Consider the following 14,091-nt stretch of genomic DNA (forward strand, 5'->3'; position numbering starts at 1 on the left):
TAATCGACTTTCAGAAAAATCTGCATAGAAAAACCAGTATGTTAAAAATACATACTGGTTTTTCTTTTATCAATTAGAATTTTGCCGCAGTTTCAGCAACTTTCGCCAATCCTTCTGCAACGATATCCTGTGTACGATCTGGATATTGATTATGTCCCTCGATAACAACCGTTTCTGGGTTTGTTATGCCCCATAAGTTTAAATTCATCGTTACGTATCTCTCTGCCATTTCGCCAGCATCCATTCCAGGCAATGCATAATCCGATCCGCGAGCATTAAGCAAAGCCACTTTCTTACCCCCAGCCAAGCCTACAGGGCCTTCAGCTGTGTATTTGAAAGTTGTACCAGCTTGAGCAAGATAAGAAATATAAGTTACCAATGGCGCAGGAACCGTTGAGTTCCATAGCGGGAAGGCAAATACCACTTTGTCGGCAGCAAGGAATTGATTCAAGTATTGTTGCACGATTTCAGCAATCTCAACTTCTTCTTCAGTCAATTCCATTCCTTGGCTGCGTTTATATAGTGCAGTAATTGCTGTATTTCCATAGTAAGGTAAGTTCAGTTTAAATAAATCCAATTCAGTTATTTCATCGTTACTATTTGCTTCCTTGTATGTGTTCAAAAACGTTTCATACATTTTCACGCTAATAGCTTGATCCGCTGGACGGTCATTTGATTTAACAAATAATACTTTAGACATTTCAATTCCCCCAAGAATTTAATTTTTGTATGTGTAAGAAAAAAGTACAGTTTCAAAATAAATGTTTAATCCATATATCTCGAATTAACTGCAATCACTACTTTCACATTATATGACTGAACATGCAATAAGGCAAGAAATATGTTTTTTATTTTCAAATGTACATTTCAGGAATTTGCTCCTGGATTTTTTATAACCACCAGCATTCCATTATGCCGCGAAGAAAAAAACCGAGAGCAATTTGCCCTCGGTTAAGTTAACTCTTTGTGATGGAATGGACACTTACCCTTTATCGGTTCTATATCATCGCCGATGAAAAATTGTTTCCATTCATTATGATTTACATCACCAAAGTGACTGATATCAGGATGTGTAGGAAGGTTATCCCACTTCTCCACTCGTTCACGAACCTTTTCACGTGACATGATCCCGCCTTTTTCCGTTCCTTCCAACCCTTCAAAGATCATCCGGGGTTGGAATCCAAGAACAAGGCTATTTCCTAAATCGCGGGTTTTACGCTGTTTATAAGCAGGAGCATTACCAAAGACAAAGATTGGTTCCCCTGCAAAATGATAGTCCCATAAATAATGCTCAGGATCTTTCGGCTTTTCAATTGGCCAAGGTTTTTTATCCGCTTTATGGAGGTATTGCAAGATATCCCAAAACCTTTTACGGTACATTTCAATATCTCCTTCTATCGATTCAGGCTCCATAAAGACAAACAGGCCATGCCTGGTATATGGTGGTTCCTGAAATAAATCAAGAAAACTTTCCACTGCTTTAGGGAGATTGGACCAATCTTCCTGTGTAATATAAGCATAACGAAGTTCCCCTTTATTTTCAGCTTTCATCCCGAAATAACAAGGAAATGTTTTGTCCGTCACTGTATTATGGAATGTTTGATATTCTTTAATTAGCCATTTCGGCACTCGATCGGGATTTGTCATATCATCTTTCGTTAATAAACTTGAATTAACAGTCAGCATCATTGTTCTCCTTAAATCGTGATAATATATAATACCCGAATTTATAAAAACTAAAACTTCTTCGAACTGGCAAATCACCGTAATCAGGTACATCATATCTAAATAATTCTTCATTTAAGATTTTATAAGTTCCCCGTTCCAGGGTGATTCCAATTTCCTTTAATAAAAACGTCATTATGGTATTCAGCCAAAAACAATCGTTCAGCATGATAATCATTTTCTTTCCATTAGGATAACCTAAGAAAAAAATAGGAGTGATGCTAAAATGGCAAGAAGAAGAAAAGTTCTCGTACCCGAAGCGCGAAAAGGACTCGATGATTTAAAAGCAAAAGTTGCTGGTACAAAGAATCCTGAAGAGGCAAAGTTTGAAGTAGCAAAAGAAATTGGCGTACCGCTGAAAAAAGACTATAACGGTGAGCTCACTTCCAAGCAGAATGGGAAAATTGGCGGAAAGTTAGGAGGAGGCATGGTCAAGGAACTTATAAAGATGGCCCAGGAAAACTTAGGAAAAAGGCATTAAGTAGGTGCCTCTCCGATCCAAGTTGTTATCGTTTTTTTCATTAAGACCGACATCATTGAAGCGATCATTACCTACTGCTAAAGAACATACATTTTGGGACTTAACAAAAAAGCCAACCTTTTGGCTGGCTTTTTTTGAAATTAATTAATGCTCACGGTTGAAACTCTTGAAACCACTGACATGATTAATTCCGACGACATCGGATAATTAGTGGCAGCTGGATCCTTCAATACTGCAGTAAGTATTCCCTCCATGTCTGAATCGCTAATTCCATAGTCACTGAAGTCAAGGGGCAAACCAAGATCAGATAGGAAAACACGGATCTTCTCTACCACTTTTGCTAAGATTCCTTTTGGATCTTCATCGTGTATTTTGACTTTAAAGGCTTCGGCTATCAAATGGGCCTTTGGAAGATATAACTCCGGAATAGACTCCATGACAACCGGTAATAACACGGCATTGGCCAATCCATGCGGAATACGGAATAACGCTCCAAATGCGTGCGCAAAGTTATGAACCGGAATCGCATTCAGTGCACTACAAAATGCAGTGATTCCCATCATGCTTCCATGCAACATTTCCATTCTGGCCTCAATATTGGCTCCGTCCTTTACAGCCCTCGGTAAATTTTTTTCAATAACTCGTATGGCCTGAAATGCATAAGCATCAGTTATTGATGTCGCTGCAGGTGAGACGATCGCTTCAATTGCATGTGTCAATGCATCGGCCCCAGTAAACGCCGTTATTTCAGGAGGCAGTCCGATAGTTAACTCGGGATCTAAAATGGCTACATCCGAACTTAAGAAAACATTGTATATATTCATTTTGACTTTTATATGTTCATTATAAATGACTGCGATCGGGGATACTTCAGAACCGGTTCCTGCTGTTGTGGCTACTGAAATATGTGGAATATTCATAGGTTGGGCTTTTGGAAACCCCTCATATAGATAACCTCTTGGAATCGCATCATTTATATCCGTAATTCCTTGAAATAATCCATATTTCAATGCTTTTGCGGTATCAATGACACTTCCACCACCAATGGCTAGTATGGCATCGGCATTCACTTTACGTGCATATTTCAATGCTCCGTTTACACATTCACTCGCTGCGTCTTGTGTAACACCAAGAAACTGCCCTACTATTTCAGCTTTGGTGCCTAATATCGGCAACTCAAAACTCTCGACCACTTTTTTAACGACACCAGCCTTTTCCAAACCCACATCACTCACTAGTAGAATCCTTTTGGCCCCAAGACCATTGAATAGATCCGGAATGATTGAACGAGCATTCGGGCCGCTATAAATCGAAGACCTTAGCCAAAAATTGGATTGAGTGTTTACCTTCATAAAGTTTCACCTCAGTCAAATTAGTCTATATTAACGATTAAGGATTGTTCATTTCCAGCTTTCAAGTGCCTGATGTCATCCATGAGGTGAAATCCTTTTTCAACATCCAACATTCAGAAATGTGGTAAGCTTGTATCCGATTCACAAAACCCCATATTCCTTTTCGTTACTTTGATAGATTTCTTCAATTCCCTTTCCTTTTGCCCTTCCCAAAATCTCCATACGCACTGATAATTGTTTCATGGTAAATTCTAGAACCGCTTGTTTATCATTACCAAATGGATTGCCTAACAGATCATAACCCTCCGTATTTAACTTGAAGGCCAGTGGTGAAAGTTCCTCCATCCTCTTTTCAACTTGGTTATAGATATGTGGATGTTCACTGATGATTCTCTGCAGAAGGAAAGTTCCATAAGCAATATGGCGTGATTCATCTTTCTTCAATAGACCAACGCCTTTTAATAAACCAGGCATCATTTTACTAGCTTCGAGAGTCTCATAAAACCCGAAATATCCAGTTTCTGCAAGAACTCCCTCGGTAAACATGTTATATACAGTGGCTGCTTCCGCCAATGCTTCAGGGGATTGATCGGATAAAAGTTTCCCCATCGCTTCAGGCAATATCTCATAAAAAATGGATTTATATGTGTCTGAGTGATATACCGTCAAATCACCCGTTTCACCAATTTGATCTAATGTATAACGGAAAAACTCCATATGCTTCGCTTCCTCGAACAAGAATGTCGTTAAGTACATTTCTTCTTCGATCCTACCCTCTTTTGCTATCGTCATGATGAGCGGAAGCAAATCCAAAGTCACGGCTTCTTCTCCGCCCTGAAAAAGGGAAATAATCCGTAATAACACTTCCCTTTCAATATCATTAAATGACTTCCAATCTTCTTTATCCTGGCTGAAATCAATGTCACGTGGATTCCATATACCAAATTTCTTTGCCTTTTGATAAAGTTTAAATGGTAGGGTATCTTCTCTAAAACTCCGGCTGGTGGTCGTTAAATTCTTTCTTTTCATGTTAATGCCTCCTTGATTTTATGAACTGTAAACTTTTGAATTCCTATAGAATGTTTTAATTTGTAAGGATTTTCATTATATTGTAAGATATTAGTAGTATGTATCCTAGCACTGAAAATGTAGGGAGGAAAAAAGTCGAATGCTTGAGGAAACCCTGATGAATCATGTAAAAAAGATTTCCAATCAAAAAGATATGGAAAATAAATCACAAATGATCGTAAAGGGCTGTGTGGATTTTTTTTCATTTCAACGGGCATCTTTATTCAGTTACTCATGTTTAACAGGAATGGGTGAAGGGATATGCGCATGTACAAGAGAAGATATTTTTTCATTACATAATGTTAAAGAAAATATTCATGATATATACCCCATCCACCAAGCAGTCATCCATAACAAACCCATATACTTAACCATCCAACATGCGAAATCTTCCATCCCTGCAAAATACGTTAAAAGATTTTCCATCTCTTCATTGGCAATCATTCCGATAATCTTGAATGACATGGTTATCGGTTTCGTTTTGGTTGACCCCATTCATGCCAACAAGCCTGTTACCAAGAATGATTTAATGAAGGTTTCCCATTATTTGAAACTGGCTGTCAGTTCACCATTGGAATCCGCTCCTCCCACTTACCTGCTAAGTAAACGTGAAGTGGAGGTCCTTCAACATTTAGCCAATGGCTTAGGACTAAAGCAAATGGCACCAAAAATGAACGTTAGTGAATTTACCGTCAGAGATCATATTTCTTCTGCAATCAGGAAATTAGGAGTGAGTCACCGGACCGAGGCAGTCGCGGTTGCCATAAGAAACAAAATGATTATATAAAAACAAAAAAACCTTCATAGAAGGTTTTTTTGTTTTTATATCTGAGTCACTTTTTCTTCAACTTTAGTGGTCCAGTTTAACTCGTCTGCAACTTTACCTGTTTGGACACCCGTCAGTGTATCATAAAGCTTTCTAGATAGTTCGCCAGTTTCCCCGGTTTGAACGATCATTTCTTCACCATTCCACAAAAATTCACCAATTGGTGAGATTACCGCTGCTGTACCCGTTCCAAAGGCCTCTTCCAAGTGACCTGATTTATATGCTTCATGGACTTCCTCCATGGAAATGCGTCTTTCCGAAACGGGAAGATTCCAATGTTTCAGCAATTCTATAATGGAATCACGAGTAATACCCGGAAGGATACTTCCATTTAAGGCAGGTGTGATAATTTCACCATTAATTTTGAAGAAAACATTCATGCTTCCAACTTCTTCAATATACTTTTTCTCTACTCCGTCCAACCAAAGGACTTGGGCATAACCCAGCTTTTCTGATACTTCTTGTGCTTTTAGGCTCGATGCATAATTACCGCCCGTTTTAGCTTCTCCAGTACCACCATTGACTGCACGTGTGAAAGCTGACTCCACTGCTATTTTAACCGGATGAATGCCTTCTTTATAATACGAACCTACAGGTGACATGATGATGATGAACTGATATTTCTCTGATGGAGAAACTCCAAGATAAGGCTCAGTAGCTATAATGAATGGCCTGATATATAAGGAGGTCCCTTCTGCCTGAGGAACCCAATCCTTATCAACGCTAATTAAAGTTTTTAAGGCCTTCAACGCAAAATCAACGTCGACATCCGGTATGCACAATCGGCTATTTGAACTATTCAAGCGTTGAAAGTTCTTTTCCGGACGGAATAGTATAATTTCATCTTCTGGTGTTGCATATGCTTTTAATCCCTCAAATACAGATTGACCATAGTGAAAAATCATAGCTGACGGCTCTAATGCGAGCGGTTGATAAGGAACAATTCTTGGATCATGCCACCCTTGCCCTTGTGTGTAATCCATTATAAACATATGATCGGTAAACTGCTTACCGAACTCAAGCTGGTCCGCTTGTGGTTTTTCTTTCTTTGTTGTACTAAGCGTGATTTGCATGTCATGTTCCTTCATTACCAAAACCCCTTGTTGAATAAATTTACAAGATTTCACTTCCATAAAATCTATCTTTAATTAGTTTACTCCTATCAGGAATCATAGTTCAACCCTTTAAGACGAAATTTTCGGAATTTTTTTAAAATAAATGACTTTTTTTTATTTCCATACTATTATTCCTGAAAAAAGAACCTATTATTAGTCCAATTTCTCAAAAATATCAATTCCGAATTTTTCTGTAAGGTTTCTTGATATCCTTAATATTAGGTTATTTTAACAAATTATCTACAATAGTGCCAATGAGAATTATTGAAGATTTTCCATCATGGAACCAAATGCAAGCAAATCAAATGAATTATTTCCACTTCTTTAACCAAGAAGATGGCTAAATGTGCAGCCGATTACTAATCGCAGCCGCCAGGACGCAATAGATGTATTTTAACAAAGCTCAACTAAAGAAATGAAACACTTTTATACTATTACATAAAATTTAGCGTTATTCCCAAATTTAATATAATACAGTTTATAAAGGTGAAATTTTCATAAAATTCAATTTAGCAGTTTACGACTAATTAATATTCTTATATACTTATCCCACAAGATAGATAAAATGCATGCAAATTAAAATATTATAGATAAAACGCATGTAACTTTCTTATTTTAGATGAAAAGGGGTAACAACATGACAAAAAACAGGTGGTTAATCGCTTTATCCGCTATCGCCATTCACCTTTCCATTGGTGGTGCATACGCATATAGCGTGTACAAAAAACCATTAGTTGAGACTATGGGGTGGTCAGAAACCGAAGTAACGTTAGCATTCACAATAATGATGGCGCTTGCAGGAACTTCTGCTGCTTTCTTTGGTAAATTCGTAGAAAAAAATGGTCCAAGGAAGTCAGCTATGGTCGCTGCTGTATTATTCGGATTAGGACAAGCTGGTTCCGGTTTGGCAGTAATGGTCGATTCACTTCCGCTTTACCTATTGACATATGGGGTTTTAAGTGGACTTGGTATGGGGATCGGGTACATTTCACCAGTATCCACTTTAGTCAAATGGTTCCCTGATCGCAGGGGATTGGCAACAGGAATGGCAGTATTAGGTTTCGGTGCCGGAGCCCTCATTACAGCCCCAGTAGCTGCAAGCCTTATGGAATCCGTTGGCATTTATACTACATATTATCTTTTAGGCGCAGGCTATTTCATACTGATGTTCTTGGGGGCATCCTATATTGCACCTCCAAAGGCCAACTGGCTACCTGAAGGAATGAAGAAAGATATTGAGTCCGGTAAGAAAGAACTGAAGAAAGACCTAAGGCAGTTAACGGCAAAAGAAGCGGTTAAAACTAAACACTTCTGGATGTTATGGTCCATGAAATTGATAAATACAAGTGCAGGGATCATGATGATTTCGGTAGCTTCACCCATGGCTCAAGACGTTGTTGGGCTGTCTGTAGCCGGTGCAGCAACATTAGTCGGCATTATGGGAATCTTTAATGGCGGAGGAAGACTGGGCTGGGCAGCAGCATCAGATTATATTGGACGTCCAAATGTTTTCGTCATTTTCTTCATCATTCAAATCGGAGCGTTCCTTTTACTTCCAACGACTACAAATACTCTATTGTTCCAAGGACTCATCTTGCTGGTCGTTAGTTGTTATGGAGGCGGATTTTCAAACCTCCCTGCATTTGCCGGGGATTTATTTGGAACTAAGGAAATTGGGGCCATCCATGGTTATCTTTTAACTACATGGTCACTAGGAGGAGTTTGCGGGCCAATGCTGGTTACTGCAATAAGGGAAAGTACGAACAGTTACATCCCGGTGTTCTACGTTTTTGCTGTTTTAATTGCGATAGCATTCGTCATCTCCATCTGGTTGCGTTTGGATATTAAAAAAATGCAAAAAGAACAGAAACAAGGATTAACGAATACTTTAAGTAAAATATCCTGATATTAAAATAGCTTTGTTCTTAAACACCTGCAAAAAGGCATCATCAAGTAAACCTCCATTACCGGAGTATACTTTGATGATGCATTTTTCCTTTTTATTTGAACATGCTCCCAAGCCCCCATAAGCCTTCTGGATAAGAACCCCGCCATTCATTACTTGGTCCCTCCACTATCATCCCTTTAACCTCGAAGTGCCCAACAAAAACATGGGTAATTTCCATTGAACAATATCAATCAAGGATCATGTTTGCGATCACTAAGGTTAGATCTATTTTTGAAGTTTATATATTCGGACATCTACTGGGATTGACTGAATCTGATAGCTTATTGATAGCCCATTTGAAAGTGGTTGCACTATCTTTGCTGGTTAAGTTAATTGAAGTGATATTTCATCAACTGTGATTATGCAGTTGGCGGTGTAACCCTTGTAGGCGGGCTTTATTATGGGGATTATGCACGAAAGGACAGGAAAACGGCAGATTGATCCATACATCATTTTTTTACAAGTCCTTCATTATCGAATGAAGGTCTCATTCTGTCGACTATATGGGGTCTGAATGGTCTCATCCCGAATCCCGTTTACGATTTTATCTAGGGGATTATTACCCGAATTTTAAAACCAGACTTGGTTTTGCTCCATGATTTTTTATTGTTTTATATGAGATGAAACTCTCAGGGGCTAGATTGAAGAAATTTGCGAACCTCCAGCCGAATAACTGGCTAGCCGAGACACCAAAGACGCTTGCGGCGAGGAGGATTGGCAGACAGTCGGCGGAAAAGGAGCGGATTTCTGAAAATAACGGGAACGTTTTTTAATGGATAACAACTTCGTTTGATTGCTGCTATTTAGCTATGGGAATTTCAACAGCAAAAGAAATTCGATTACCAGCTTACTGAACAAGTTATATTGTTTAACATTCAGCCAAACAAGGGAATTAAGAAAGAGATGGATTTAGGGGGGATTGTCTTGTGGATTAATAAACCGTTTTTCAAATATGCATGTGCGATAATTTTGATCATTTTAATTATATTTTTACTAGGTAAGATTGATTATGTTCTGCTCCCGCTGCAAAAAATCATTGCAGCTATGTTTTTCCCTATTATAGTGGCTGGGCTTTTATACTATTTATTACGGCCCGTCGTTAACTTTTTAACTGAATTTATCCCTAGGACAGTTAGCATTTTCATCGTCTTTTTGATTATTTTTTGTACAATCGGGATGGGAAGTTACTTTGGAAGTCCTGTAATCGTGGACCAATTTAAAAAATTATCAGAAAACCTCCCCGGCAAAGTCAAGGAATTCTCTAAGGAATCTGAATACATGATTGAAAAAAATGATTTTGGCATGGTTAATATGGAAGACCTGAAAGAAAAAGCGGTAACACATTTGAAAGATTACTCAGAGAAACTCTTGGTGAATGTCAATTCTATTTTCTCCACGATCACTAGTGTATTAACAGTGTTGGTCATTACACCATTCATTTTATTTTATTTCTTGAAGGATGGAGATAAACTAAGGCCTTTTCTTTTAAAATATATTCCGAACGACGTTGAATCAGAGGGGAACACGATTTTAAAAGGCGTCGATAAAGCCCTTTCAACTTATATTATCGGTCAATTCATCGTATCAATCGTCATCGGGACTTTGATGTATATTGGCTACCTGATTATCGGTCTCGATTATGCACTCGCATTAGCCTTACTCGCCATGATTTTTACAGTTGTACCATTTCTTGGTCCGTTAATAAGCATCATTCCTGCACTCTTCATTGCCTTACAGCAAGACATTGGGTTGGCAGTGAAAGTACTCATTGTCCTTACCGTCGTTCAACAAGTCGAGGGGCACTTGGTTACACCGAATATTATGGGAAAACGGCTTAACATTCACCCATTGACCATTATCTTATTGCTGCTAGCTGCAGGCTCAATATACGGTTTCATTGGCATTTTAATAGCTATTCCTACTTATTCCGTAGTAAAAACGATTATAGGAAACTTTAGGAAGTTTTATAAATTACGGAATAGGATTACATAACTAGGAATGGTTGACTTATGGGGTCTTTTTTTAAAAAAAATAAAGATAATTCTATCAAGTTTCAGACTGTAGACAAACTCGAAGAAAAGCGAGTTTGCCTGCAGTTTTTTTATTTAATGTGCGTTCCAGTTGTTTTTAGAAATCCGCTCCCTTTCCGCCGACTGTCTGCCAAGCCTCCTCGCCGCAAGCTTCTTTGGTATCTCGCTAGCCAGTTATTCGGCTGGAGTGTCGCAAATTTCTTCAATCTAGCCCCTGAGGGTTTCATCCCATATAAAACAATAGGTAAAATCGTGAATGGGATTGAGACCATTCTGAACCCCGTTTTGTCGACAAACTGAACGTTTATAGTTCTATCAACGTTTGTTTAGTACTTTTTTAACCCACCGTTTGAAAAACGCTTTGACACTTTTCTTTTTTATAACTTGAATGGCATGATTTTGCTTCTCAATATAAATCTCTTCTTTGTTTATTGCATTTTTTTCTGCTAGTACTAGACCCAAATCGGAGTCATGATCTTTGTTTAGGACAATTTTGTAAGGAATATTATGACTCATTGCCAATTTAATATATTTCCCTAGATATTGATAGTCCATCTGACCATTTAAAAACAAATTTGAATGGGGATGCCGCTTCATCTTTTGCTCAATCTCCGGATATACATTCAGTTCAAAGACTTGGCTTTTTTTTAAGACGATGACGACGCGCTCCCTTAATGTGCCCAGAAACTCCTTTCGTTCACCAGGCTTGATTTCTTTTGGACCATAGATTCCTTGTTCTAGATAGTCCTCCACTTTTAGGCGTGACAATTCTTTCCCACCTCCGCTTTCACTTCAATAATTGTATGTAATATGGCCATAAATAGTGCCCATCATTCTTTGGAATGCATAAAAGTAAAAAGTGATTTGGGTTAACTTTCCCTTTTTTAGTTTACGCTTCGGTTAAAAAATTGTCACTCTAGATTCGCTTCTTGCATAGGATAGTATATGCGTGAATTTAGGTTGTTTAAATGAGGGACGGGGAAGAAAATGAAAAAATTAATTGTATTTGTATTGATATTCGCCTTTTGTTTTATTGGGTTCAGTAATACTTCGGGTGCAGCAGGGAGACAACTGATTATCATCAATAAAGCCAATAATCAAATGGCCTACTATGAAAATGATAAATTGGTGAAGGTGTTCATCGTAGCGACAGGAAAGAAACCCTCCTATACTCCTGAAGGAAAGTTCAAGGTAGTGACAAAGATAGTGAATCGTCCCTATTATAAAGGCAACATTAGAGGCGGAGATCCCAGGAATCCTCTGGGTAAACGATGGATGGGGATAAATGCACGGAATACACCAGGAAATACGTACGCAATACACGGCAATAATGATTCTAAAACCATTGGGAAATATATAAGTGCCGGTTGTATTCGCATGTATAACGATGATGTACAATGGCTGTACGATAAGGTGAGGATGAACACTGTAGTCTTGATTGCCAGTTCGAATAAATCTTTTGCTTCCATAGCAGCTAAGAATGGATATAAGGTGATCGGATCTGAGAGCTTACCTGTAAATACTACCAACTCTATCCTGAAGAATGGAAGTAAGGGGCCCCAAGTAATTGAACTACAAAAAAGATTAACTAAACTTGGATACAGCACTAAAGGAATAGATGGTGCATTTGGAAAAAATACCGAAATGGCCGTAAAGAAATTTCAAAAGTCTAAAAAACTTACTTCTGATGGGATCGTAGGACCAAAAACGAAAAAAGCGCTGGGACTTAAATAATCATCATTACTGATATCCACTGATTAGTGGATATCTTTTTTTATGTTTAAACTGTAACACTCCATACATTAATACCCATACCGGCTGTAATTTTCCACCATCACTTTTGCCTTTATGTTATAATTTATATATAAACAGCTAATCATAATCGCACTGTCACTACATATAAGGAGGTATATAAAAATGTACGATGAACTTCTCATAATGACTATTAAATCAATTTTTGTTATCGGCACAATCGCAATGTTTGTGATTTTAGGATTCGTAAAAGGGCGCAAGTTTTAATTTTTTCCAATTCCTTAACATATCCTCATTGCCTGATTACTCGTATGATGTTCATACCGGTAATCAGGTTAATTTCACTCAGAAAAAAAGCATATCCTCAAAGGGCATGCTTACTTACCATTCCAGAAATCCGTTTTATCTAAAAGTTGGTCAATGTCAAATGTATCAAGATGGAATGGAACTGATTCTTCTGCAATCGCTTCAGTGGCTAACAATAATTGGTCGATATCAATAATGGCCAAAACAGTCCTCTCCCTTTTTTAATGGTTTTACCCTCACTTTTAATACATCAAACAATTCGTTCAAAAGATATTTTATTAGAGGGTACCTTTAATTTACATTTGACATTTATTTAAGGGGAAGTGAATCATTTTTTTCCGATCCTTCAGGTGAAAGTGTATGTATCAATTTAACCAGCTTATAAAATGTCCCGCTACAGATGGTTACCTCAGGCAGATTATGAAAAATTGATTTTTTATTAATATGATAATTGTCTTTCTCAGGTGAATACACAATAATTTTCTTATTTAACGATAAAGCATATCCAAGTTCATAGAGATTACCTTTACCTGCAGTTAGGAAGATCAGCATAAAATCAGCTTCCTCAATCCCCTTTTTTTCATATTCTCCAATACCGTCCGTAATTTGGTTAGTCTCATCATCCGCAATTAAATTCCCGCCATTCACACATGTAAATCCTTTTGAAGTTAATTTCTTTATCAATGACCTTACTTGCTTCAAATTTTTTTCATCTGATGCTATATAATATTTCACACATCCACCTCCAAAATATATAACTATTGATACTTTTTACCTACGTTACCTATACTATACATATTCGTTATAAAGAACGCAATATCCTTTTCCAAAAATAAATAAAAATTTAAGGACAAAGTCTCGGTCCCATACATTTAAGCAAAACAAAAGCCATCATTCCTTTTCCAGGCAATGATGGCTTTTGTTAAAAAAATGATATGACGGGGTATTCTGGCATTAATACAATTATTAATGTCGCCTTCCCTTACTCAAAAAAACATATACTTATGTAAAAATATTAATGTTTTTGAGTTACTCTTATAAATCTGACTTTAAGGGTAACAAAATGTTGATTAATCTTTAAGAAACCAAAAATAAAAACCTTGTCCCCTACCCGGCAAGGTTTTTTAATTTTTCATATGTGATATTTTCTATTTCAATCCTGAAGGGTGCAGCCTCACATATATTAATTCCCCTATCTAGATTTACCTTTTCCATTTCACTCGCATCCGGTATTGTTTTTTTATCGAGAATAAAATGTTCGACCATGGATTCCAACAGTTCTTGAGCACAAGCTAAGGCATCTACCCGATTCCTACCGCTAACGGAAGAAATAATTCCTTCTCGCCTAAAATCCGGGAAACAAACTTGAACGGAAAAAGAGTCGATAATCAACGGGTGTTTTTCATAATAGAATACAGCTGGATACTCAAAGATTTGAATGGTCAAAATATCATCCCTTCATTCAATTTTTAGGATTTTAAGTTAATT

At 37.6% G+C, this 14,091-nt stretch carries 17 protein-coding genes; 7 read left to right on the top strand and 10 right to left on the bottom strand.

Features of this window, described 5'->3' with window-relative positions:
* Positions 1 to 73: 73 nt before the first annotated feature.
* From QUF78_RS14565 to QUF78_RS14575, 3 genes are all read right to left on the bottom strand, one after another.
* Positions 74 to 700, bottom strand: a complete 627-nt coding sequence (locus QUF78_RS14565) for an FMN-dependent NADH-azoreductase (RefSeq protein ID WP_289325215.1) — start codon at positions 698 to 700, stop codon at positions 74 to 76.
* Positions 701 to 951: 251 nt separating this feature from the next.
* Entirely contained in the window at positions 952 to 1,686 is a 735-nt protein-coding gene (locus QUF78_RS14570) for a YqcI/YcgG family protein (RefSeq protein WP_289325216.1), read from the bottom strand.
* Positions 1,673 to 1,861: a hypothetical protein gene (locus QUF78_RS14575; RefSeq protein ID WP_289325217.1), complete on the bottom strand. Its 189-nt coding sequence runs from the start codon at positions 1,859 to 1,861 to the stop codon at positions 1,673 to 1,675. Before QUF78_RS14575 ends, QUF78_RS14570 begins: the two co-directional genes overlap by 14 nt.
* Positions 1,862 to 1,951: 90 nt before the next feature.
* Between QUF78_RS14575 and QUF78_RS14580 the strand changes: the two genes are divergently transcribed.
* The gene (locus QUF78_RS14580) at positions 1,952 to 2,206 is read left to right on the top strand and encodes an alpha/beta-type small acid-soluble spore protein (RefSeq protein WP_289325218.1); all 255 of its coding nucleotides are present in this window, start codon (positions 1,952 to 1,954) and stop codon (positions 2,204 to 2,206) included.
* Positions 2,207 to 2,346: 140 nt separating this feature from the next.
* Here the strand turns inward: QUF78_RS14580 and QUF78_RS14585 are convergent, their stop codons facing one another.
* Together QUF78_RS14585 and QUF78_RS14590 are read right to left on the bottom strand one after the other, a co-directional pair.
* On the bottom strand, positions 2,347 to 3,558 hold the full coding sequence (locus QUF78_RS14585) for an iron-containing alcohol dehydrogenase (protein ID WP_289325219.1): 1,212 nt from the start codon (positions 3,556 to 3,558) through the stop codon (positions 2,347 to 2,349).
* Positions 3,559 to 3,699: 141 nt separating this feature from the next.
* A complete protein-coding gene (locus tag QUF78_RS14590; RefSeq protein WP_289325220.1) occupies positions 3,700 to 4,587 on the bottom strand; it encodes a R2-like ligand-binding oxidase in 888 nt (295 codons plus the stop codon).
* A 139-nt stretch (positions 4,588 to 4,726) separates the two neighbouring features.
* On the opposite strand from QUF78_RS14590, the gene QUF78_RS14595 reads away from it, so the two are divergent.
* On the top strand, positions 4,727 to 5,413 hold the full coding sequence (locus QUF78_RS14595; RefSeq protein ID WP_289325221.1) for a helix-turn-helix transcriptional regulator: 687 nt from the start codon (positions 4,727 to 4,729) through the stop codon (positions 5,411 to 5,413).
* Between the two features lie 35 nt (positions 5,414 to 5,448).
* On the opposite strand, the gene QUF78_RS14600 is transcribed toward QUF78_RS14595, so the two are convergent.
* A complete protein-coding gene (locus tag QUF78_RS14600; RefSeq protein ID WP_289316259.1) occupies positions 5,449 to 6,540 on the bottom strand; it encodes a branched-chain amino acid aminotransferase in 1,092 nt (363 codons plus the stop codon).
* Between the two features lie 664 nt (positions 6,541 to 7,204).
* On the opposite strand from QUF78_RS14600, the gene QUF78_RS14605 reads away from it, so the two are divergent.
* The 4 genes from QUF78_RS14605 to QUF78_RS14620 all read left to right on the top strand — a co-directional run bounded on the left by QUF78_RS14605 (position 7,205) and on the right by QUF78_RS14620 (position 10,507).
* Positions 7,205 to 8,473 (top strand): L-lactate MFS transporter, encoded by a 1,269-nt coding sequence (locus tag QUF78_RS14605; RefSeq protein WP_289325222.1) that lies wholly within the window; start codon positions 7,205 to 7,207, stop codon positions 8,471 to 8,473.
* Between the two features lie 242 nt (positions 8,474 to 8,715).
* Entirely contained in the window at positions 8,716 to 8,874 is a 159-nt protein-coding gene (locus QUF78_RS14610; protein ID WP_289325223.1) for a hypothetical protein, read from the top strand.
* A gap of 261 nt (positions 8,875 to 9,135) precedes the next feature.
* Complete coding sequence (locus QUF78_RS14615) at positions 9,136 to 9,288, top strand: hypothetical protein (protein WP_289325224.1); 153 nt, start codon at positions 9,136 to 9,138, stop codon at positions 9,286 to 9,288.
* Positions 9,289 to 9,439: 151 nt separating this feature from the next.
* Positions 9,440 to 10,507 carry an AI-2E family transporter gene (locus tag QUF78_RS14620; protein ID WP_289325225.1) on the top strand — a complete coding sequence of 356 codons (1,068 nt, stop codon included), beginning with the start codon at positions 9,440 to 9,442 and terminating at the stop codon, positions 10,505 to 10,507.
* Between the two features lie 353 nt (positions 10,508 to 10,860).
* Here QUF78_RS14620 and QUF78_RS14625 read toward each other — a convergent pair whose 3' ends face one another.
* The gene (locus tag QUF78_RS14625; protein ID WP_289325226.1) at positions 10,861 to 11,313 is read right to left on the bottom strand and encodes a YueI family protein; all 453 of its coding nucleotides are present in this window, start codon (positions 11,311 to 11,313) and stop codon (positions 10,861 to 10,863) included.
* A 219-nt stretch (positions 11,314 to 11,532) separates the two neighbouring features.
* On the opposite strand from QUF78_RS14625, the gene QUF78_RS14630 reads away from it, so the two are divergent.
* Positions 11,533 to 12,279 (top strand): L,D-transpeptidase family protein, encoded by a 747-nt coding sequence (locus tag QUF78_RS14630; protein WP_289325227.1) that lies wholly within the window; start codon positions 11,533 to 11,535, stop codon positions 12,277 to 12,279.
* Positions 12,280 to 12,674: 395 nt separating this feature from the next.
* Here the strand turns inward: QUF78_RS14630 and QUF78_RS14635 are convergent, their stop codons facing one another.
* The 3 genes from QUF78_RS14635 to QUF78_RS14645 all read right to left on the bottom strand — a co-directional run bounded on the left by QUF78_RS14635 (position 12,675) and on the right by QUF78_RS14645 (position 14,049).
* A complete protein-coding gene (locus QUF78_RS14635; protein WP_289325228.1) occupies positions 12,675 to 12,806 on the bottom strand; it encodes a hypothetical protein in 132 nt (43 codons plus the stop codon).
* Between the two features lie 106 nt (positions 12,807 to 12,912).
* Complete coding sequence (locus QUF78_RS14640; RefSeq protein WP_353957944.1) at positions 12,913 to 13,365, bottom strand: nucleoside 2-deoxyribosyltransferase; 453 nt, start codon at positions 13,363 to 13,365, stop codon at positions 12,913 to 12,915.
* Positions 13,366 to 13,710: 345 nt separating this feature from the next.
* A complete protein-coding gene (locus tag QUF78_RS14645) occupies positions 13,711 to 14,049 on the bottom strand; it encodes a type II toxin-antitoxin system HicB family antitoxin (RefSeq protein ID WP_289325229.1) in 339 nt (112 codons plus the stop codon).
* Positions 14,050 to 14,091: the final 42 nt, after the last annotated feature.

It is taken from the genome of Peribacillus sp. ACCC06369, assembly GCF_030348945.1.
Classification (GTDB): Bacteria; Bacillota; Bacilli; order Bacillales; family DSM-1321; genus Peribacillus.